This window comes from Variovorax atrisoli 110B (assembly GCF_000382045.1).
GTDB classification, from domain to species: domain Bacteria; phylum Pseudomonadota; class Gammaproteobacteria; order Burkholderiales; family Burkholderiaceae_C; genus Variovorax; species Variovorax atrisoli.
This window is the reverse complement of record NZ_KB907479.1, coordinates 1-19,597: the sequence shown is the minus strand read 5'-3', so window position 1 is coordinate 19,597 and position 19,597 is coordinate 1. Positions and strand designations below refer to the sequence as shown.

The window sequence follows — 19,597 nt, the reverse complement described above, 5'->3', positions numbered from 1 at the left end:
CCGGGCTTGCCGATCAGCGTCATCGGCACTTCGTTGACCATGCCCAGGTATTCGAAGTCGGTCTCGACGTTGAAGGGCAGCTTGCGATAGAGCGCCGGCATCGTCGACATGCCGATGTGGTTCAGCAGCAGCGTGTAGCCGTCGGGATTGGCACGTGCCACCTTGGCGGTGCCGATGGAACTGCCCGCGCCGGCGGTGTTGTCCACCACGATGGTGGTGCCCAGCGTCTTCTGCATGGCTTCGGCCAGGTCGCGAGCGACACGGTCGGTGGGGCCGCCGGCGGCGAATGGCACCACCAGCGTCACGGTCTTGCCCGCGGGGAAATCCTGGGCGTGTGCACCGACGGCCGCGGCGGCAATCGCCGCGAGGGCGAACAGTTTCTTCATGTCGTCTCCGAAAAGGGGGAAATAAAAACGTAGCGATCTTAGGCGCCGATTGATGGGCTGCGCGTATTGAGTTACTCTTGGGCCTGTGCCAAATTTCGCACTTTACATATCAGCATGCAAATGGATGCCAGTGACCAGAAAATATCCAATAGCTTGAGTTCTGAAGCGCAAGCAGCTGAGGTCCACGCGCATTAGTTGAAGGTTTAACGGTTAGCCCGCAGGGTTGGTGTTGATCTCGAAGCAGCACAGATAAGATCAAACTAATCTGATGGCAGTCGAGTGCATGAGCAATGGTTGCAAAATCCTTCAAGTTTAAATGTGCTGAGTTGGAAACTGCCGAACTGCGAAAGAAGCTATGCGGAGCGACTTCCTTTGTTTGATCGGCCGTAAGCTTGTCCCTTTGACGAGATTTCTCGAGCGAATTCAGGTTAAGTCTGACTTGATGGATTGAAAGGCCGCCAAAGCGTGGCGCGGATGACAGGTCCAGACGGCTTTGAAAGGCCTTGAAGTAGTTTCTCGATTTTTCGTTACAATGCCTACCAAGCGGAATACGTCTTAGCATTTTCTCGCGTCAATAGCATTGGCTGAAGCAGCACTACCGGCTCGTTCGGTTTGCGCCCGTGTAGCATTTCCATACCACGCCAAAGCGCCTCTTTTCCTATACGGGTGGGTGATTGTGTGGCGGTCGCAGAAATAAGCGTGCGCCCATCTTGCAGTCGGCGAGCTACTTCTGGCGAGCCATCTACTGCCGTGATAATCATCTTTCGCCCAGCGGATCGACTAGCTACCTCAGCGCCAATTGCAGTCGGATCGTTAATGGCGAAGATTCCCATCAGTCGAGGAAAACTCGCAAGCAGCTTTGTCATTTGCTCAAGCCCTCCGTCCTTGCTGGCCCCGCCGTTAAGCGCTTCCGAAACGAGGTGAATCCTAGGAAATGCTCCCAATGCTGAGCGACATCCTTGAACGCGATCAACCACAGCTGTATTACGTGGTCCATGAATGATTGCCACTTCACCTCGTCCGCCGAGAACCTCCGCAAGTCTTCCGCACGCAAGCCGTCCCGCAGCGTTGTTATCGGTCATGATGGTCAGGTCTGCACCTTGAGCCGCTGCATCCACCGCTACAACTTTTATGCCAGCTGTCTGGGCGTCTGCGATCCGGTCTCCTATCAAGTTCGAATCGATCGGTGAGATGATCACAAGACTCATACGCTGCTGCACCATATGCTCTAGCTGCTCCGCTTGACGCGTAGGGTCGAAGCCGCTCGAGACCACTGTCAACCTTGCGTTCTTGTATGGACCAGTTTGAATCGCTGACTCCACCGAGCGCGCGATCTGCATAAAGAAGGGGTTGCGTAGATCGCTGACGATAAGTCCAATACGCGGCCCCCGATCGGGGCCTTGGCGAGTGGTGTCAGCCAGGGCTGCACAAGCCTGGAGAGCCAATACAAAGCAAATGGCGCAGCTTGCGCAAAAACGCAAGAAGCGCCCCTCTTTCGACTTTACGCCTAGCGCTGGCTGCCCCATCCCTTGTAGTCCTTGACGTTGTCGCGTGTGACTAGTTTCGGCTCGAGAAGTACGGTAGGTTGGCTGGGCTTCTTGCCATCAACTAACTCGGCACCAACTTCCACGGCCTTCTGTGCCATTCCCCAAGGATCCTGGCTTGCAGAGGCCTGTACAAGCGTATCTCCGCGCAGAGCCTGCTCGATATCCGGTGCGCCATCCACGCTGGTGATCACAATGCCCTTACGACCGAGCTGCTTGGCAGCCAAGTCGCTGCCAACCGCCTGGGGATCATTGATTGCAAAAACTGCATCGATCTTTGAAAACTTGGTCAAATGTGTCTGCATCACGTTCAGCCCGCCTTCTCTAGAAGCTTTTGCATCCTGATCGTCGGAAAGCACATTGATTTCCTTTGCCTTGGCAAAGACATTCTTGCATCCTTTAACGCGATCTGTCACAGCTGTGACGGGTGGACCGTTCTGGATGATGACGCTTCCCTTGCCATTGAGGGCTTTCACGATGAAGTCGCACGCCAGTTCGCCCGCTCGCACATTGTCTGTGCTTACGACGGCATCGGCACCATCGGCGCCTGCATCGACTGCAACTACGGTCACCCCCGCGGCGCGCGCACGTGCAATAGCCGGGGCGATTGCCTTCGGATCCACCGCATTGATGAGGATCAGGTTCATGCCGGCAGAGATGAAGCTATCGATCTGGGATACCTGCTTGTTCAAGTCATAGTCTGCGGAAACTGCTGTGAAACGCGCCTTGGGGTTGATCTGCCGCACCTTGGCTTCGGCTCCCTTGGAGATCGCGACAAAAAAAGGATTTCCCAGGGAGCCGAGTGTGACGCCCACACCCACAAGGTCTTTTGCGTGTGCGGATGCGCCGAACACACAGGCGATCGCCAAGGCAACTGCCGCTTTAGTAAATCGAGTCATGTCAGGTTGTCTCCAATTTTTCTGGCTACGAGAAAGCGCGCGGCATGGCGCCAGGAAAACCAAGCCGCAGAGGTATAGGGACAGATTCTTACTGTGAGTGCCGACGTCTTGCGTGTATCAAGTGCGCGCATTGCCTGTCTGTCGATAGCGGTCCAGCGCGACTGCGCCGATGATGACCAGCCCTTTGACGATGTACTGCCAGATGTCGGACAACCCCATCAGGATCAATCCGTTGGAGAGCACAGCGATGATCAAGCACCCGATCAGCGTGCCAAGGATTGAACCCGTACCGCCGACAAAGCTGGTCCCGCCCAGAATCACGGCTGCGATGGCATCCAGTTCGTAAGACTGTCCCAACTGAAGCCCGTTCGCCGAATAGAGGCGCGCGGAAGACATGACTCCACCCAAGCCTGACAAAAAACCTGAGATGCCATAGACCGCAACTAGCACCATGCCGACACGGATGCCCGAGAGGCGCGCAGCCTCGGCGTTTCCACCGATCGCGTAGATGTTCATCCCGAGGACAGTCCGATGAAGCACAAACCAAGCAATGGCGATGACGGCCACCGCGATAATCACCAGCCACGAAACGCCGAAAACCGCACCATTACCGATGAATGCATAGGGCAAGACTGTATTCATCACGGTCTGGTCGCCGGCGAGCAGGCGCGCCAAGCCTCGCACAGCTGTTAGTGATCCCAATGTCACGATGAAAGGCGGCAGCTTCCAGAACGCGATCAAAACGCCATTCAGAAGGCCGAAGACCAGTCCACACAAGAGCGCAACAGGAATGCTGAGCATGGCCAAATCCTGCGAGAGTGATACCAGCATTGCCACTACCGCAGAGGCTGCAAGAACCGATCCCACGCCGAGGTCTATGCCGCCCGTCAGGATGACGAAAGTCATGCCGGTTGCGAGCACGATATTGATCGCGGCCTGTTGCGCCACGATAGACGCATTCTGCGGACTGACGAATGCATCGGACCCCATGCCGAACAAGAGACAAAGGGCCAGCAGAACCGGAAGCATTCCGAGACTACGAAGGTGTTGCCGCCAGCGCTTGCTACGGGATGTGGTAATGGGGATGGCAATGGCCTGAGGTTGAAGTGACATGTTGAGGCCTGTAGAGGATCGAAAGTCGTGAAGAGGGATAGCGTGGAATTCAGGCTGCAACGGCAGTAGCCTCGCCGGCGTGCGGGTGTGGGGCCGGCGGATGCGCCGCCGTCGCGATCGCGATTACAGCCTCCTGAACGACGTCAACGCCTTCTAGCGCCGCGTTTGGATGCTGGCGGGTGTTCTTTACCGTGCCGGCAATAAGGCCGTCCCGCATCACGAGGATCCGGTCGGCGATACCCGTAAGCTCTGGAAGATCGCTTGAGATCACGATCACTGCTGCTCCCCGGGCCGCGATGCCATCGATCGCGCGATAGATCTCCGCCTTGGCGCCGATGTCCACGCCTCGTGTCGGCTCGTCCAGGATCAACGCGCGAGGAGAAAGGGCTAGCAGACGAGCCAGCAATACCTTTTGCTGGTTCCCGCCAGAGAGACGGCCGACCACAACGCCGGGATCGACGGCGCGAATATCCAGCCCCTTCATTGCGTCAGCCGCACGCGAACGCGCGTTGCCTCGATTCAAAATCCCCGGGCCGCACGCATCCCAGCGAGACGCAATCACGTTGATGTTGTCTGGAATCCCCGCGTCCAGGAACAGTCCTTGACCTTTGCGGTCCTCGGTGAGATAGGCAAGCCCAGCGGATAGCGCCTCCTCGGGTGATAGTCCGGCGAGCTGGCGCCCTTCGATCAACACCTGTCCGCGCAACCTGCGCTCGGCACCAAAGATCAGCCTGGCGAGTTCCGTACGCCCTGACCCGACCAGCCCCGCGATGCCAAGCACTTCTCCGGCATGCGCCTGCAGGGAGCAGCCGCGAACGCGGCGGCCATCAGCGACGTCGCGTACCGACAGCACTACCGGCCCATTTTCCCTCGGGTGAGTCTGACGGCGGTAAAGCGTCGATGCATCGCGGCCCACCATCATCCGGACCAAGACTTCGTGCGAGATTTCGTGGCGCTCCAGGGAGCCGACAAAGCAACCGTCCCGCAGCACAGCCACTTGATCGGCCAGTTCGTAAATCTCGGCCATGCGATGTGAGATGTACAGGATCCCCATGCCGTCGGATCGAAGCTGGCGCACCAGCTCGAACAGGCGTGCTGTTTCATGCTCCGACAGCGGCGTGGTCGGCTCGTCCATGATGAGAACCCGCGCCTCGAACTGGAGGGCGCGCGCGATCTCGACCAGCTGGCGCTGTGCGATCGACAGGGTACCGACGACCACATCGGCCGTGAAGTCCGCACCCAGACGCTGCAGCAATCGGGCGCTGTTACGCACCATGGCGCCACGATCCACTTGGCCGCTTCGACGCAGGGGGCGCCCCAGAAAGATGTTTTCCGCGACGCTGAGATTTGGCGCAAGGCTGAGCTCCTGATAGATCACAGCAATACCCAGCGCCCGCGCATGCTCCGGTGAAGTGATCGTCACGGCCTCGCCATCCATTTCGAAGCACCCGCCCGCGTCGGCGGCGTGGGCACCGGTGATGGTCTTGATCAGAGTCGACTTGCCGGCGCCGTTCTCTCCCATCAGCGCCAGAACCTGTCCCCGGCGGATGTCGAGACTCACGTTTTGCAACGCTCGCGTGCCCGAAAAGCTCTTCGATATGTTCTCAAGCCGCAGAAGCGGCGGACTCTCCCTGGTCGACATAATCTCGTCTCCGTGCTTCTTGATGCCTTGTACTTCGCAGCGAGCTCAAGATCACTGCAGCTGCGTGACAGCTATGGAGAGATTTAAAGACCGGGTGGTTAATCGCGGGTGAACCTGCGTGCGGGGGTTCGAAATAATTGAAATACTGGCGGCCCACCAGAGATGCGTGCTCAACCGCGGACAGAAAGCACCGAGCGAACTGCTTCCGTGAGTTCCCAATCCATGAATGGCTTTCTTAGCACGCGGGTGGCCGGAGGGACGCCGTATCTGCGCGCGAGCAAATCCGACGGAAGGCCCGACATAAGCAATATCGGCAGGTTCGGACAGAGGCGCTCGACTTCGCGCATGAGGCTCAGTCCGTCCTCGTCGGTGCCAAGCCCCACGTCGGACAGGAGGACGTCGAAACGTTCCTCGCGCAGCAGCATCAGGGCCGTCGCGGCGGTCTCGACGGCGACCACCTCTGCACCTTGCATTTCAAGCAGGTCACGTGTGGATTCGCGCACATCGACATCGTCGTCGACCAGCAACGTCAACAGGCCATCCAGGGGACGCACCGTGCCTAGAGGTTTGTCGGCGCGCGTTGGCTGCGCCGTAGCGACGGGCAAGGTGATATGGAAAGACGTGCCCACGTCCGCCACGCTCTGTGCCTGGATGTCTCCACCCGATTGCCTGATGAAGCCGTAGATGATGCTCAGCCCCAACCCGCTGCCCTCGCTCTTCCTTGTCGAGAAGAAGGGTTCGAAGATCCGTTCGAGTACGTGCTGGGGCATGCCGTGCCCCGTATCCGAAACGGTGATCTCGACGCGATCAACGGCATTTTGCTGCACGGGCAGGCGCGTGCGGATCTCCAATACGCCGCCCCTCGGCATCGCTGCGGCGCCGTTCAGGGCAAGGTTGAGGATAGCGTTCTCCAACTGCCCACCGTCGACGAAAACATGGGTGCCGCCCGCCTGCAGGTCCAGCTTTACGCTGACGCCATGCCCCACGGAATGTTCGAGCAACTCGCGCAGGTCTTCCAGGATACGATCGACTTCCAGGCTCTCCCGCTGCAGCGGCTGCCTTCGCGCGAAGGCCAGAAGCCGCATGGTGAGGGAGGCACCCCTCTCCGATGCCTGCAGCGCGCGACGCGCAAACCGTTGCGCGGCTTCGGGTAGGTCGGGCTGGCCTTGCAGCAGCTGCAGGTTGCTGATTATCGCAGCGAGCAGATTGTTGAAGTCGTGCGCGACGCCTCCGGTCAGTTGGCCGAGGACATCCATCTTCTGCGTCTGGCGTACCTGCAGTTCGAGTGCTCGGCGCTCGCTCGTGTCGTTGTAGAGCGTGACGAAGCCTCCGTCTGGCATGGGTTGGCTGCGGATCGACAGCACGCGCCCATCCTGGAATTGCAGGTCGACGTCTAGGGCGTGCAGCTGGCGCGGCCAGTTCAACGCCTCGAAGCCGGAGAGATCGGGAGCCTCCTGCGCCAGGGGTGGCATTTTCTTCTGCAACTCGGATATCGGCACTCCCTCGCGCACGGCTTCCTGCGGCAGGCGCAGCAGCGCCACGTACTGAGGGTTCCAGGTGACCAGCCTGCCCTCGGCGTCGAAGACGCTGAGTCCGTCGTTGATGTTGTCGAAAACGGTTTGCAGCAGCGTCTTCTTCTCGGCGATGTCCTGGGCCATGCGCCGCATCTCGAGACTGTTGGCCCTGAAGACTTCGAACGCGTCGATCAGCGCGTCGATTTCCCTGCCGCGCCCTGACTCCAACGGTTCGCTGCGGTCGCTGCCTTCCGCTAGCGAGGTCATCGACGAAGTCACCTTGCCGAGCCCCTGAAGCGCCCCACGCAACGTGAGGAAGCCGATAGCCAGCGCGATGCAGGCCACCAGGAACGTGGCGGCGACCGCCGTGAGACCAGAGCGCGCGGCGACGCCCACGAGATCCCTGCGGGAGGCGACGTCCGCGCTGATGGTGGAGACGTGGCGATTGACGGCGGCGGTCAATTCGTCCGAAAGGAAGCGGATCGAGGCAAGCAGGAAGACCTTGCGGTCCTCGCTCTCCAGCTGCCTGGCGCGGAGAAGAAAGATACTTTGCGCATGGGACGCGATCGAGGTCGGCAGGTCGCCGCCGGCCGCGCGCTCGCGCTGCGCATAGTTCTGCCGCAGCGATTCCAGGTCCTCCTCGTTGGCGGCGGACAGCGCCGCCTGCAGGGTCAGGACCAGAACGTCGATTCGCTGCCGTCTGGCCATCGACAGCTCGTTCGCCTCGGCGTCGCGCTGCAGCTGACCCAGTGCATAGAGCTGGGCCCGGGCATCTTCGCGATGAAACAGATCCTGTCGCTTGGTCTCGATCAGCGCGGCGATCGAGTCCTTCAGCGATGCCAGGAGCTGGGGCATGCCGGAAGTCGATTCCCTGGCCAGTGGTAGTTCCTTCGCGAGCTGCTCGACCTCATTTTGGCGCAACTGCAATTCGGCGCGCTCCTGCGTCAGCTTGGACGGGATGGTGGCCTCGGTGACGTAGGGAGCCGAGGCTGCGAGATGCGCGACCCGCTCGGCCAGGGCGAGCGACTTGGCCACGCTCGGCAGAATCTCCTCGTCGAAGCCCTGGACCGCCGCACGTGTATTGATCAGCGCGAGCATGCCCACTGCCGCGAGCACGAAGGTGGTCACCACCAGCACCGCGAATGTGAGCATCCAGCGCCTGCGGATGCTGTTCGGCCAGAACATGAGAGGGTCGCGTTAACAGCGGACCAAGTCCGCTGAAAAACGGTAGCCGGATCCGCGCTCGGTCTGGATGATCCGGGGCTGCGAAGGATTGACCTCGATCTTCCGGCGCAGGCGCAGCACCAGCACGTCGATCGTCCGGTCGATCGCGTCGGCATCGCTGCGATGCGTTCGCATGATCAGCTGCTCCCGGGAAAAGACGCAGTTCGGCGCCGAGATCAGGACTTCGAGTAGGGCGAACTCCCCGTAGGTCAGCACGCATTCCTCGCCGCTGGCACGCATGAGCTTGCGGGTCGTCAGGTTGAGAACCCAGTCGCCGAATCGGTAGCGCTCGTGTCCCACGGGATCGACGCGGGTAGCACGCGCCATGCCGACTTCGGACGCACGGCGCAGCAACGCCCTGATCCGTGCGATCAGCTCTCGGTTGTCGAAGGGCTTCATCACGAAGTCGTCCGCGGCCGTTTCTAGGCCGAGCACGCGATCCATCTCGTTGCCCTTACCCGTGAGCATGATGATGGGAATCCGTGAACGCTGGCGCAGGGCCCGTGCGAGTTCCATGCCGTCTTCGTGCCGCAGGCGCAGATCGATCAGCACCAGCGAGAACGCCCCTCGGGCGAGCGCTGAGAACATCGTGCTGCCGTCAGGAACAGCCTGCACAGCGAAGCCCGCGGCCTCCAGGACATCGGAGAGGACCTCGCAAAGGGCCTCGTCGTCATCGACGATCAGGATCTCGTGCTTCGCGACGATGTTCATGAGCAACCTACTCCAATGCAGCAGTCGATCGATCGCATCGCGCCTCCCTGCTCTTTGGTGGAAGTAGAGCGACGCACGATGAATGCACGGTTAACCCGGTAGCGTGAAGCCATTAACAATTGAAATTATGCAGCGTTCGGTCGCATATTTCATGTGTTGCATCCGGGGGCATGCCCATTTACGGCGATGCAACTGTCTTCCTTGACCATAGCTGGTGCCGGCGCGCCCAAGTTGGCCGGAAACTGCAATTGAACGGAGACAAAATCATCATGCAAAAGCTTCTCCAGGCCGTCACGGGCCTATTCCTATCCTGTATCGCATTGGCAGCTTCTGCCGGAACCGACCGCTATGTTCTTACTAGTGTTAGTGAGAATCGACATGTTGATGCATGGTCCATGAACGGTCGAAGTGGACCAGGCTCTACGAGCTGGTCAATCCGAAAGAGAACGTTGCACGGCGGGAAACAAGAGGGCGTGGACTTGATCGAGGTCACTAGTGGCGCGCTCAAGTTCTCTGTGATTCCTACTCGTGGCATGAGTATCGGCCAGGCATCGCTCAATGACGTGGTACTCGGATGGAAATCTCCCGTACTGGAGAGTGTCAATCCAGCCTACATCAATCTGGAAACGCGTGGTGGCTTGGGTTGGCTCGACGGGTTCAACGAATGGATGGTGAGGGCTGGCATTGAATGGGCAGGCCACCCTGGTATGGACAAGGGCCGGATGCTGACGCTGCACGGCCGCATAGGAAACATCCCGGCTTCGGAAGTGCAAGTGGTTATCGAGCGAGAGAAGGCCATAACTACATTGCGCGTACGGGGGCGTGTCGACGAGCGCAGCATGTTTGGAGCCTCTCTCGAATTGTGGACAGAGATATCGACGGTGGTGGGTAGCAATATCTTCACCATCACGGATGAGATCCGCAACGCAGGCTCGCTGCCGCAGGAGTTCCAGATCATCTACCACGGAAACTACGGGGCGCCCTTGCTCGAGGAGGGGGCGCAATTCGTGGCACCGGTCAGGGAGGTGCGTCCAATCGATGCTGTGGCTGCAAAGGGTATTGATGAGTATCAAGTCTATCGTGGACCGGTCGCCGGATTCGGTGAGCAGGTCTACGGCGTTCGTCTTTGGGCGGACAACGCTCAAAGAACCACGGCGATGCTGCGCAATCGCGCGGGCAACAAGGCAGTTGCCATGTCTTATTCAGTCGATGAGTTGCCCTACTTGAATTTGTGGAAGAACACGGGCGCCAGCGAGGATGCGTACGTTACCGGTCTGGAACCGGCGACGGGATACCCTGCCAACCGTAGCGTGGAGCGGGCAGCTGGCCGAGTGCCAACGCTTCAACCGGGTGAGCGACGCAAGTTCAGTCTTGACTTTGCCATTTTGCGAACGGCAGCGGAGGTATCCCGCCATACGGAAGCTATTGAGAAAATCCGCGCGGGCCGCGAAGTCTCAGTTAACCTGGAAACAATCAAGCCAGCAAACTAACAAACATCGCAACTGATTCTTCGGCTGCTTGACGATGTGTGATTTCTGTGCATCTTCTCTCCGCTCTCTGGCAGCTGCGGAATGCGCGAATAGTTTCAAAGGTTTTTCCGTCACGAGTGGGGTCGCATGTCAAGGCGGTGTGCCTTAGAGCCGATTGTTCTAGATTGCCTTGGGAAACGCGATGGGTAAGGGGAAAGAGGGGAGATCAAGTTCTATTCGCAGTAAATGCGGGGCATCGAATCGCTAGTATCCGGCCACGCTCAATGGAAGATGTCCAACGACACAACGTTAATGTCAGCTCCAGCCGGCAGTATGGCTTGGAGTAGGGTAGAGCGACGCATCGCAGTGTTACTGCCGTCGGACCCGGATCGCCACTTTGTAGCTGACGCATTGCGTCCTATGGGGCACGTACTTGTGGAGTTTCTGCATCTAAAGGACCTTGCGCAGGCCTTGTCCAAGGGCGAAGAATTCGACTTGCTGTTGGTCGCGCTGGATGGTTATTCGGATGCAATTTTTTCTGGAAGCAGATTCCTGCGTAGCTTGATCGGGGAGTTCGCCGCGTTGTTGTTGATCGTGAAGCCGGAGCAATTGCTTCAGAATAGAGGCATTGGTGAGCAGGCTCTCAACGACTTCGTGTTGATGCCTTGTGAAGATTGCGAATTGGTAGCGCGTGTCTTCCGCGCTCTGGCCTCACAAGGTGACGGTGGGCAGAGCAGCTTTGTCTTCGGACGCTATTGCTTTGACACGATGAGCCGCTCCCTTAGTGTCGACGGAAAGCGCATCAGATTGCCGCCAAAGCAATTTCAGCTTGCCCTTTACCTGTTTCAGCACGCCAACCGCGCGCATTCTCGCGAGGAACTCTTTAGAGTAGTCTGGGGCAAAACGTACTCGTCAAACCCAGGCAGAACTATCGACGTTCATATCGCCCATCTTCGAAAGTTGTTGATGGAGGTTTCCTGTGGGGACGTGACTCTAATGTCGATACGAGGCTTTGGCTATCGCTTCTTTTTCAAGGCTCAACGAAAGATCAAGCTAGTCTCATAGTTCCGCTTCAAACACAGCTCGGCGCAACCCGTTCAGGCAGTCCAACCAAAAAAGAAAACCAAAAACTTATCCACACCGTGAGCCGGCTGGTTCGCAAAGAGGGTGGGTCAATATTCGATGGAAATCGCGGGTCAGGATTGCATGGAAATCAACAGCTGTGGATCGAGATGCTGCGGACGCTACGTGGAACGCTGCGCGTCCGTCCTACGAGCTTCGGATGAAGCTGATTCGCGCGGTCGCACATGGGGCAGCAACGGACGCACACTGGTACGAACCGCATGCGAGAGACTTGGACCCTATCCCAGTGTTTGGATACTCTCATCGGGGATTCGACCCCTCGCTGAAGCGCTGGATCTCGATCGAACCATTGCTCAAAGCGCTTGGGATGAACACGAAGGTTACAGCGCCGAATCTCGCGCGCTGGCGGCTAGGGGTACAGAAGCTTGGCCGCCCGCTGCCGGACAACTATCTCGCCATACTTCGTTCAGAGGAGACGCATGGCAAATGGTGGGATTCATTGGATGGGGCTTGGACGTGTCCGGTCTGTGGCCGCGGTAAGCATGAGACGGCCTACGTGGCCGAGCAGGGCAAAGTCGTCTTTGCGATCAGTCGACAGCCAACAGAGGCATCTGGGAAGGTACTCCACACATCTGCAATCAGTGCGAGGCCACGCGCATGAGCCTGAAGCGCGAAGCCGTGCAGTTGGCGGCGAAGAGCCCACAATCAAGCTTTGGCTTCGTCAGCCCCAAGGAGCTGAGTGCAATCGCTGTTGGCCGACCGCACTCGCCTCACGCGATCCGTGCAGATGCGGCGGCGCGACTGCTTGATGTGGTCGCCGAACGGCTACGGACCGGGCAGGAACTCGGCTAGTCCAGGTACGTTTCGACCGTGCACTCAATCTCGTTGCGGCGAAGCACCTTGGCGTAGGCGTTCGCATAGGCAGTCGCTGATCTGGAGGATTGCCCTACACGCTCGGCCTCGATCGCGATGCCACGGGGGTGGTGTCTGCTTCCGATACCGTTGTCCCGGGCCCAGCGTGCGAACCCTGAGCGGCCGTCTTGAACCACGACGTACGCCGTCCCGATAGTCCCTTCCATAATGACCTCCCCGCCAACGACCATCGGTTTGGGGACGCATTCCTTCATTGCTGCGCTCGCGTGATCCTTGGCTAGTGCGTGGATTGCTGCCCATCTCTCCTGTCCAGGCGGTAGCCCAAGCACCACCAACGGTCGCTGGGCGGTCTCTTCCAAGTCAGGATCCTTCTTCAGGGGATAAGCAGTGGTTAGGGCAGCACGCTCGCCGCGTCGCACCATCCAAGCGGTCAGGATGGTCGCAGTGGCCCCATTGGTACCGGTCAATGGGAACCGCGCGTCGAAGCGAATGCCGTATTCATCCTCGATGCGAACGTTCTCCAGCTTGAGTGCGGCAAGTCCATCGAGCAGCTGCGCGTGCAAGTACTTCCAATCGTCAGGACCGATCTGTAGAACATCTTTGAAAAATTTCGCCTTACTGGGTGCTTTGCCTTCGGCGTCCAGCAAATACTTGGTGAGCTTGCCGGCCTGGACTGAAATCTCATCTGGAGAATCGGGCAGTTGGGAGAGGTCCCAATCGAAAGGCAGCTTTGCCGCCGTTGGTGTGTAGCTAACCTCCTGCATAACACGCTGGTGGACGTCCAGCTTGTTGAGCCGCTGCAACTGTTGCAGCGTAATGAGCCCCCGCGGGCTCAACGGGACGCCGGAGTTGAAAGCCGGCGCATTCTTTTCGAACTCATCAACTTTGAGCGGTACGACTTCCTTGCCGGAGAACTTCTCCACGCCATAGAACGAGAAGTGGAACTCGCCACTGTCGTCACAGCTTCCGAACACTGTGCCATCGCGAATGAAGGCGTTCTTGTAAAGCGAATCAAGGAGCAGTTCACGATGCAACGGGTTGCCCAAGTCGGGCGAGAACACACCGAAGTAGCGCCCGTAACGTCGTAGGCGAACATCCATGGCTTTCACGACTTCGGGGCTCAGCTCCGACACGACTGTGACGTCAGTGGCGCGGTTCGCCAGATAGTCCCAGAGAGTAGCCTTGTCGAAGGTGTTCCAGCGTTCCAGCGCCGTTTCGGCGAAGTCGCCGAGGCGAAAGCCGTACAGGATGTCGTCGGTCGCGAGGGTGTATGACTGAGCTCCGCGGATTGCGGTCTGGCGGGCCGAACTGGAGCGCTTCTCGACTGAGATCGCTTCAATCTTTCGGGCTCCACTCGCAAGCAGCAGCCCGCCGCGATAGATCCGCATCGAGGACTTGTGCTCTGGATCAGCCGCTTTCAGTGCATCCAGAAAGGCCTCGTCGAGCGTCAACTCTTCACGAGCGTCGTCGCGGCCAAGAGACGTGAAGAAGAATGCAAACGGGCCGGCGGGGGGATCCTTACTGGACATCCCACGATTATCGGAGTAAGGGCAGCGTCAGTGACAAACCGACCGCCTGCGGAAACCAAACCCTTCACAGGGCGCTAGTCGTACTCGCCATACTGGGCTTTGCGAAGCACGATACTCTCCGTTGCCCTCGCTCGTTCGGCAACGATCCTTCGCTCCAGAGCGGCAATATAGGTCTCCGCGAACTTCCTTGTCTTGTCCGAGCCGGAGTTCAACCATGCCGAGGCCTCTTGACGCTTCTCTTCCATTGCCTCGGCAAACCCGAACTCCCCGGTCACTACGCCAGTGGACTCCAGGACGACCTCAATTTCTTCCAGAAGCTCATCGCCTTCGGGTAGTAGGTCGACGATCTTGAGGCACAGAGGCGCTACGGCGCTCTTGCCATCGTAGTTTCGCAGGACTGCCAGTACAACCTCAATGTCTGCTTTGCTCCCGGCTTCCATTAGCAGCCCAAGTTCTTGCGCGAACTCCGGAGGAAGTGCGGGGAAAATGTTCTTCAGCAAGCGGCCGCCCCCGTAAAGGAACGCGGCGTAGTCACCATCGTAGAGCGGCCTGACTGCTGCGACACAGTCTCGCGGATGCTGCGCAAGCGCCTCGTTGACCTTGTGCAACTCGAACGGAACGGCTTCAAACTTCGAGGACTCAAGTGCGGGTGCGGCCTTCAGCCGGTCAACAAAGAATTTCAGAACGCGTCCGGCATGTGCCTGCGCCAGGATGTAGAGGACTTCCTCGGCGTGATAGTCAATCTCTTCAAGATTTTCTAGATTTTCAAGGACGGAGTCTACGAGAGTCGCGTCGAGCGCACCCAGGAACTCCTTGATCTTCGGGCGGAACCACAGCTCGAATATCCATGCAGAACTCTTAAGAGCCGTCAGCGCAGTGAGCCCTAAGGCAAACAGTCGAATCGGCTCGCGGGAGTGATCCACCGAGAAATTAGAGACTGCGGATGACATGCACGCCACGATCGCGCGGATCTGTTTTGCCTCTATCGCCTTGTCAAGCACGCGGGCCAGCAGTTCTGGGCTGAATATTGCCGAATCGTCGAGCGAGTACGCGATCTGGAGCAAATACTTCGATTCCAGCAGCCAGCCGTCGATGATTCTCCACGCAATTTCTCTACCGCCGTCAGTAGTTGCGAGCCCGCGCAACAGAGGCACGAGGAAACCATCGACCTCAGCTCCATGATCCTGGATCAAGCGAAGTGCGAAGTCGCCCCGCTGCGCAGCCAATCGCTCAAGGAAGTCGATGTAGACAGGAAAGGTGGCCATGTCGTCCGACTCGATCTGCGAGTAGCGAAGGATGCGGTCAAGCCACACCGATTCATTCTCAGGGGCAATGCTTTCGATAAAGCTCGTGGAAAGAGCTTTGCGAAGCTTGTCCTTCCGATCCCAGTTTCCCTCGCTATTTCGCTCTCGCGTCCATTCGCCAAAGATTCCTTCAAATCCGATGAGCACCTTGAATATCTGGTATTCGGAGTTGCCGTCTGCTGCAGTCTTAACGTCAAGCGCGGCGGCGCGAACCTCCTCCGCGGGCGAGTGGAAGAATATCCAGTACGAATGATGCTCGATTTTTTCCACTAGCTGGGGCAGCTCAGTGGCGGCCAGCGATCGGAAAAACTGAACGACGGTCAACGCGTCCTTGGAGATCATTGCGACCGAGGCTTCGCCCGCGCCACGTGGATTTCTGATCGCACCGTGCAGAACGTTCAGGAGCCTTGACCGATGACGAACGGCATCAAGCCTCGGATAGATTCCAATCACCCAGGCGATTGCGCGTTGGCGCACTTCGGCGACTTGGTCAGAGGCGGGAATGGCGATGTGGGAGATGACGACCTGGTTGTAAGACCATTCAGTTCCCCGCACCTCTTCGGATAAAAGCTTCTCGATCAGAACAAGCGTTCCTGCCCAACAAGTCTTCACCTCCTCAATCTTGAGTTGCTCCACGAATGTGAGAATCTGCTGTTGCGGATACGCTCCAATCCCGGGCACCTCCTTCGTCCCGAAGAAGACGGAAATGTTGTAGGCGGCCGCATGCTCTAGATGCTCGATTGCGGCCTTTCGAATCTTGTCCAGATGGTGCGCACTGAGGGGATGCAGCACGCCAAGTACCGAGGCGGTCACCAAATAGCGAAGCGTCGACATTGCCTCAATAGCCTTCACCATCAAGGAAGGGGCACCGTAGACCTCTCCGAAAAACTCGTCGTTCGCCACAACCTCATAGCCTTCGGCATACGTCAGAGAACGAGTCTCCGCATCCTTCAGGAAGGTCGCCAATGCAGTTACAGCGTCCTCAGGGAAGCGGTGCGCGATTGTCTGCAAGACCTCCAGCGCCGACGCCAGCTTGTCGAATTGAGACTGCTCGTTTAGTTCAGTGCACGCCTGATTGAAAACGTCACGCAGCGCAGTCTGCGCCTCGCTGGTTCGAGAAGCGGCAAGGCGCGCGAGCGCCTTATTGCGCAGATCGTTGTTCATCGCGGTCATGACGTCACCAGCTTAATCATCAGCGGCTCTACCTCTCGAGCGGCGAGGTCGCAAGCTTGCCGGTTCTTGGGGATGTAGGCATGCCGAGTATCTTGAATCAGGCCGCTGAGAACCAGACGCTCCGCAGCGTTCCGAACGATCGGCGCCCCCATACCCAGGGTCTCCATCATGGATTCCAACTCTCCCTTTGGAACGGTTGTGAGGTATCCCACGATCCCCAGTACTGTTCTGTCCGCACTCAATGATGCGGATTGCGCCGACTCCAGCAGCTCTGCCAGCGCCGAGTCGTCCTTCCTCGCGGCTGTCGGCTGGCCGGTGCCCGGTAGCGCGCTAGACGGCAGATCATCGTTGCCTTCGACTTCTAGAAGTCGTACGAGGTCAGCTGGCTTCTTGAACACGGAGATGCCAATTGATTCGAAGCAATGTTGGAGCTTCTCATCCCCGCATAGAGCTACCAAGCCATCCTGCTGGCGGTACAGATCGATCGCGGCCTCGAAGATCCAGGAGTCGGGAATGTCTTTCCGGCGATTTTCGCGAATCTGTTCTCTCTTGAACGGAATGTTGACATCGAAGTAGCGCTCCCAGGCGCGCGCTGCGTGGCTCGGGTCAAGGGGAACGACTTCGAAGTTGTTGGCTCGGGAGAGCTCGACCATGTGCGCCTTTGAGGCCTCGGTCATCTGCTCCAAGCTCCACAGCGCCAACGGCGGAAGGATCAGCTGGCCGAACATTGATGCTGGATTTCGGCGATGTACTTTGTCGTACGCCGCCTGCAGCGCTCGCACCGCCTTTTGCTCATCCTCTAGGATCTGAGTACGACGCTCCTCCCAGACGATGTGCGGCACCACCAACTTGAATTTCCCCTCACGAGAGAGCTGGATGATCTTCTGAAAATCAGGGTGCCCAATCTCCCAAAGCGCGTTGGTGTCGACAAGGACGTGCGATGGAATTGGCATGGCGCGTTGGTCAGTGTTATACAGAGTTCACCGAGAGCGGCAGGTCATTGCCGTATTGTGATGGCACAGGCGCTGTTGGAGAATGTCGCATGCGAATCTACAAGGCAGGCGATCTTCCTTACCCCAGTGATTGGCCTCCGCAGGAATACTTCGTGCGACCCGGCCAGGTGGCGAATGCAGTAAGTGAGGCCTTTGGCAACCTGCTCAGGAATGGAGCAGGTGAAACTGAGGCTGACCAGTTCATTCGGTCGAATCCCGCGCTACTGGGACAGTGCCTCAATTTCACGAACTTTGGCCATCACGGCATGTGGGTGTTGCCACAAAAGCTTATTGACCCCGGCGCGAGTCGCAAGCGCAGGGGACTGAAACCGGACTACGTGTTTGGAGGCAAGAGTTCGGACGGTTTTTTCTGGTGCGTTGCCGAACTCAAGGGCCCACAAGACAAAATATTCAAGCGCAGCGGCGCAGAAGGTCGAACCATCTCCTTGAGCAGTGTCGTAAACGAAGGGGTGTGCCAGCTCCTTCAGTACATTGAGTATTGCAGTGCACAACAAGCCTACATCAGAGACCACTTCGGACTTCCAAGTTTTCGCGAGCCGATCGGGTTTCTAGTTGTCGGAAGGGATGCAGAGATGGAGGACGAGCAGCTGCAGGAACTGAAGTCTGCATGGAACAAGATGGCTGGCGGGCGCATCCAGATACGAACCTACGATGCACTTCTGCGGAGCACCAGTTCATCTTGGACTTCAGAGGAGCAGGCGTTCTCAGGCGCGAAGCGCTCGCCCTAGTACGCCCGCATGCGCTGGCGTGGGTATGCGTGAGATCGCGTGAGACGGATGCTTAGCCGTCCCAACAACGAATTCGGTCATGCTATTTCAGAAGCCCCCCCTCAGGGTCGTTGCATCCGCAGAGTTGCCGGCCTTCTATCGGCTCCACGATGTGTGGGCTGCTGCCGGTTTCAAAGACACCTTGTTAAGGTGTGAAATGAAACTGGAGGTGGGTCATGGGAACGAGAAGGCAATTCAGCCGAGAGTTCAAGCTTGAGGCAGTCAAGCTGGTGAAGGAACGAGGCGTGTCGGTGGCGCAGGCTGCGCGCGACCTCGATGTGCACGAGAACGTGCTGCGCAAATGGGTACGTGAGGCGACGGCGGACCCGCAGCAAGCGTTCCCTGGTCAGGGCGTGATGAAGCCCGAACAGGCTGAGCTGGAGCGTTTGAGGAAGGAGAACGCCAAGCTGCGCATGGAGCGTGACCTGTTGAAAAAAGCGGCGGCCCACTTCGCCAAGGAGTCGATGTGAAGTTCGGCTTCGTTGCGAAACACCGAGGGCGTGGCCGTTGGCAATGATGTGTGAGGCGCTCGGTGTCTCGCGAAGCGGCTTTCATGCGTGGCTCAGCAGGCCCCGAAGCCAACGCAGTCTGGAAGACGAGGTGCTCGGCAGCCAGGTGCGTCAGAGCTTCCTGGGCAGCGACCGCACCTATGGCGCCCGGCGCGTGTGGCATGACGTGCTGGCACTGGGTCAAAGATGCGGACTGCATCGCGTTGAACGGCTCATGCGTGAACAAGCCCTGCGTGCGAGGCCACGACGCCGAGGCTTTCCGCAAGACCGAGGTCAGCGCGGCGCTATCGCCGACAACGTGTTGGACCGTCAGTTCCAGGCTGATGCGCCCAACCAGAAGTGGGTGGCCGACTTCACGTACATCTGGACGGCCGAGGGCTGGCTGTATGCCGCTGCGGTGCTCGACCTGTACTCACGTCGCATCGTCGGCTGGTCGATGCAGGACAGCATGACCTCGCAGCTCGTGGCCGATGCGCTGATGATGGCAGTGTGGCGCCGGGGCAAGCCGGTCGCGTTGCTGCATCACTCCGACCAAGGAAGCCAATACACCAGCGAGCGCTTCCAGGAGCTGCTCAAGGAGCAAGGCATCACCTGCAGCATGAGCCGCGCGGGCGAGGTCTGGGACAACTCGGCCCTGGAGAGCTTCTTCAGTTCACTGAAGACTGAGCGCACAGCCAGAAAGGTTTACCGGTGCAGAGAACAGGCCCGCGCCGACGTGTTCGACTACATCGAGCGGTTCTACAACCCGACGCGCCGTCATTCGACGCTCGGCTACGTCAGTCCGGTAGAGTTCGAGAAAGCTCAAAAAGCTTAGGTCGGTGTCTATGAGACCGGCAGCAGCCCA

General features: G+C 58.6%; 14 protein-coding genes and 1 pseudogene. 5 read left to right on the top strand and 10 right to left on the bottom strand.

The annotated features are described in order from the left end of the window. The 7 genes from G369_RS0134825 to G369_RS0134795 form a co-directional block, all read right to left on the bottom strand. A partial coding sequence (locus G369_RS0134825) for a tripartite tricarboxylate transporter substrate-binding protein (protein ID WP_019657686.1) occupies nt 1-386 on the bottom strand: 386 nt, incomplete at its 3' end. A gap of 536 nt (nt 387-922) precedes the next feature. Continuing rightward, on the bottom strand, nt 923-1,912 hold the full coding sequence (locus tag G369_RS38010; protein ID WP_080647993.1) for a substrate-binding domain-containing protein: 990 nt from the start codon (nt 1,910-1,912) through the stop codon (nt 923-925). Next, nucleotides 1,894-2,829, bottom strand: a complete 936-nt coding sequence (locus tag G369_RS0134815) for an ABC transporter substrate-binding protein (protein ID WP_019658696.1) — start codon at nt 2,827-2,829, stop codon at nt 1,894-1,896. Before G369_RS0134815 ends, G369_RS38010 begins: the two co-directional genes overlap by 19 nt. Nucleotides 2,830-2,946: 117 nt before the next feature. After that, a complete protein-coding gene (locus tag G369_RS0134810; protein WP_019658695.1) occupies nt 2,947-3,858 on the bottom strand; it encodes an ABC transporter permease subunit in 912 nt (303 codons plus the stop codon). A gap of 133 nt (nt 3,859-3,991) precedes the next feature. Further along, the gene (locus tag G369_RS0134805; protein WP_019658694.1) at nt 3,992-5,584 is read right to left on the bottom strand and encodes a sugar ABC transporter ATP-binding protein; all 1,593 of its coding nucleotides are present in this window, start codon (nt 5,582-5,584) and stop codon (nt 3,992-3,994) included. 170 nt (nt 5,585-5,754) lie between these two features. Further along, nucleotides 5,755-8,283: a hybrid sensor histidine kinase/response regulator gene (locus tag G369_RS36890; protein ID WP_019658693.1), complete on the bottom strand. Its 2,529-nt coding sequence runs from the start codon at nt 8,281-8,283 to the stop codon at nt 5,755-5,757. 12 nt (nt 8,284-8,295) lie between these two features. After that, nucleotides 8,296-9,033: a response regulator gene (locus tag G369_RS0134795; protein ID WP_019658692.1), complete on the bottom strand. Its 738-nt coding sequence runs from the start codon at nt 9,031-9,033 to the stop codon at nt 8,296-8,298. Between the two features lie 473 nt (nt 9,034-9,506). Between G369_RS0134795 and G369_RS37395 the strand changes: the two genes are divergently transcribed. The 3 genes from G369_RS37395 (at nt 9,507) to G369_RS38955 (ending at nt 12,437) form a co-directional block, all read left to right on the top strand. Further along, nucleotides 9,507-10,523, top strand: a complete 1,017-nt coding sequence (locus tag G369_RS37395; RefSeq protein ID WP_157773879.1) for an aldose 1-epimerase family protein — start codon at nt 9,507-9,509, stop codon at nt 10,521-10,523. Nucleotides 10,524-10,793: 270 nt separating this feature from the next. Beyond that, the gene (locus tag G369_RS37295) at nt 10,794-11,567 is read left to right on the top strand and encodes a winged helix-turn-helix transcriptional regulator (protein ID WP_157773878.1); all 774 of its coding nucleotides are present in this window, start codon (nt 10,794-10,796) and stop codon (nt 11,565-11,567) included. Nucleotides 11,568-12,242: 675 nt separating this feature from the next. Beyond that, nucleotides 12,243-12,437, top strand: a complete 195-nt coding sequence (locus tag G369_RS38955) for a hypothetical protein (RefSeq protein ID WP_157773877.1) — start codon at nt 12,243-12,245, stop codon at nt 12,435-12,437. Here G369_RS38955 and G369_RS0134780 read toward each other — a convergent pair. From G369_RS0134780 to G369_RS0134770, 3 genes are all read right to left on the bottom strand, one after another. Beyond that, on the bottom strand, nt 12,434-13,987 hold the full coding sequence (locus G369_RS0134780; protein WP_019658689.1) for a DUF6883 domain-containing protein: 1,554 nt from the start codon (nt 13,985-13,987) through the stop codon (nt 12,434-12,436). The genes G369_RS38955 and G369_RS0134780 overlap by 4 nt on opposite strands. 74 nt (nt 13,988-14,061) lie before the next feature. Continuing rightward, nucleotides 14,062-16,464 (bottom strand): hypothetical protein, encoded by a 2,403-nt coding sequence (locus G369_RS0134775; protein WP_019658688.1) that lies wholly within the window; start codon nt 16,462-16,464, stop codon nt 14,062-14,064. After that, on the bottom strand, nt 16,461-17,417 hold the full coding sequence (locus G369_RS0134770; protein ID WP_019658687.1) for a PIN domain-containing protein: 957 nt from the start codon (nt 17,415-17,417) through the stop codon (nt 16,461-16,463). Before G369_RS0134770 ends, G369_RS0134775 begins: the two co-directional genes overlap by 4 nt. Nucleotides 17,418-17,506: 89 nt before the next feature. On the opposite strand from G369_RS0134770, the gene G369_RS38005 reads away from it, so the two are divergent. Both G369_RS38005 and G369_RS36875 read left to right on the top strand, forming a co-directional pair. After that, entirely contained in the window at nt 17,507-18,205 is a 699-nt protein-coding gene (locus G369_RS38005; RefSeq protein ID WP_157773876.1) for a Shedu anti-phage system protein SduA domain-containing protein, read from the top strand. Between the two features lie 215 nt (nt 18,206-18,420). Next, nucleotides 18,421-19,567: pseudogene (locus tag G369_RS36875) on the top strand (IS3 family transposase). Nucleotides 19,568-19,597 lie beyond the last annotated feature (30 nt).

Coding starts and splice junctions, on each gene's coding strand:
- G369_RS0134805 (WP_019658694.1), bottom strand. CDS start 5,584: ATGTCGACCAGGGAGAGTCCGCCGCTTCTGCGGCTTGAGAACATATCG.
- G369_RS38005 (WP_157773876.1), top strand. CDS start 17,507: ATGCGAATCTACAAGGCAGGCGATCTTCCTTACCCCAGTGATTGGCCT.
- G369_RS38955 (WP_157773877.1), top strand. CDS start 12,243: ATGAGCCTGAAGCGCGAAGCCGTGCAGTTGGCGGCGAAGAGCCCACAA.
- G369_RS0134775 (WP_019658688.1), bottom strand. CDS start 16,464: ATGACCGCGATGAACAACGATCTGCGCAATAAGGCGCTCGCGCGCCTT.
- G369_RS0134810 (WP_019658695.1), bottom strand. CDS start 3,858: ATGCTTCCGGTTCTGCTGGCCCTTTGTCTCTTGTTCGGCATGGGGTCC.
- G369_RS0134780 (WP_019658689.1), bottom strand. CDS start 13,987: ATGTCCAGTAAGGATCCCCCCGCCGGCCCGTTTGCATTCTTCTTCACG.
- G369_RS0134795 (WP_019658692.1), bottom strand. CDS start 9,033: ATGAACATCGTCGCGAAGCACGAGATCCTGATCGTCGATGACGACGAG.
- G369_RS38010 (WP_080647993.1), bottom strand. CDS start 1,912: ATGGGGCAGCCAGCGCTAGGCGTAAAGTCGAAAGAGGGGCGCTTCTTG.
- G369_RS36890 (WP_019658693.1), bottom strand. CDS start 8,283: ATGTTCTGGCCGAACAGCATCCGCAGGCGCTGGATGCTCACATTCGCG.
- G369_RS0134770 (WP_019658687.1), bottom strand. CDS start 17,417: ATGCCAATTCCATCGCACGTCCTTGTCGACACCAACGCGCTTTGGGAG.
- G369_RS37295 (WP_157773878.1), top strand. CDS start 10,794: ATGTCCAACGACACAACGTTAATGTCAGCTCCAGCCGGCAGTATGGCT.
- G369_RS0134815 (WP_019658696.1), bottom strand. CDS start 2,829: ATGACTCGATTTACTAAAGCGGCAGTTGCCTTGGCGATCGCCTGTGTG.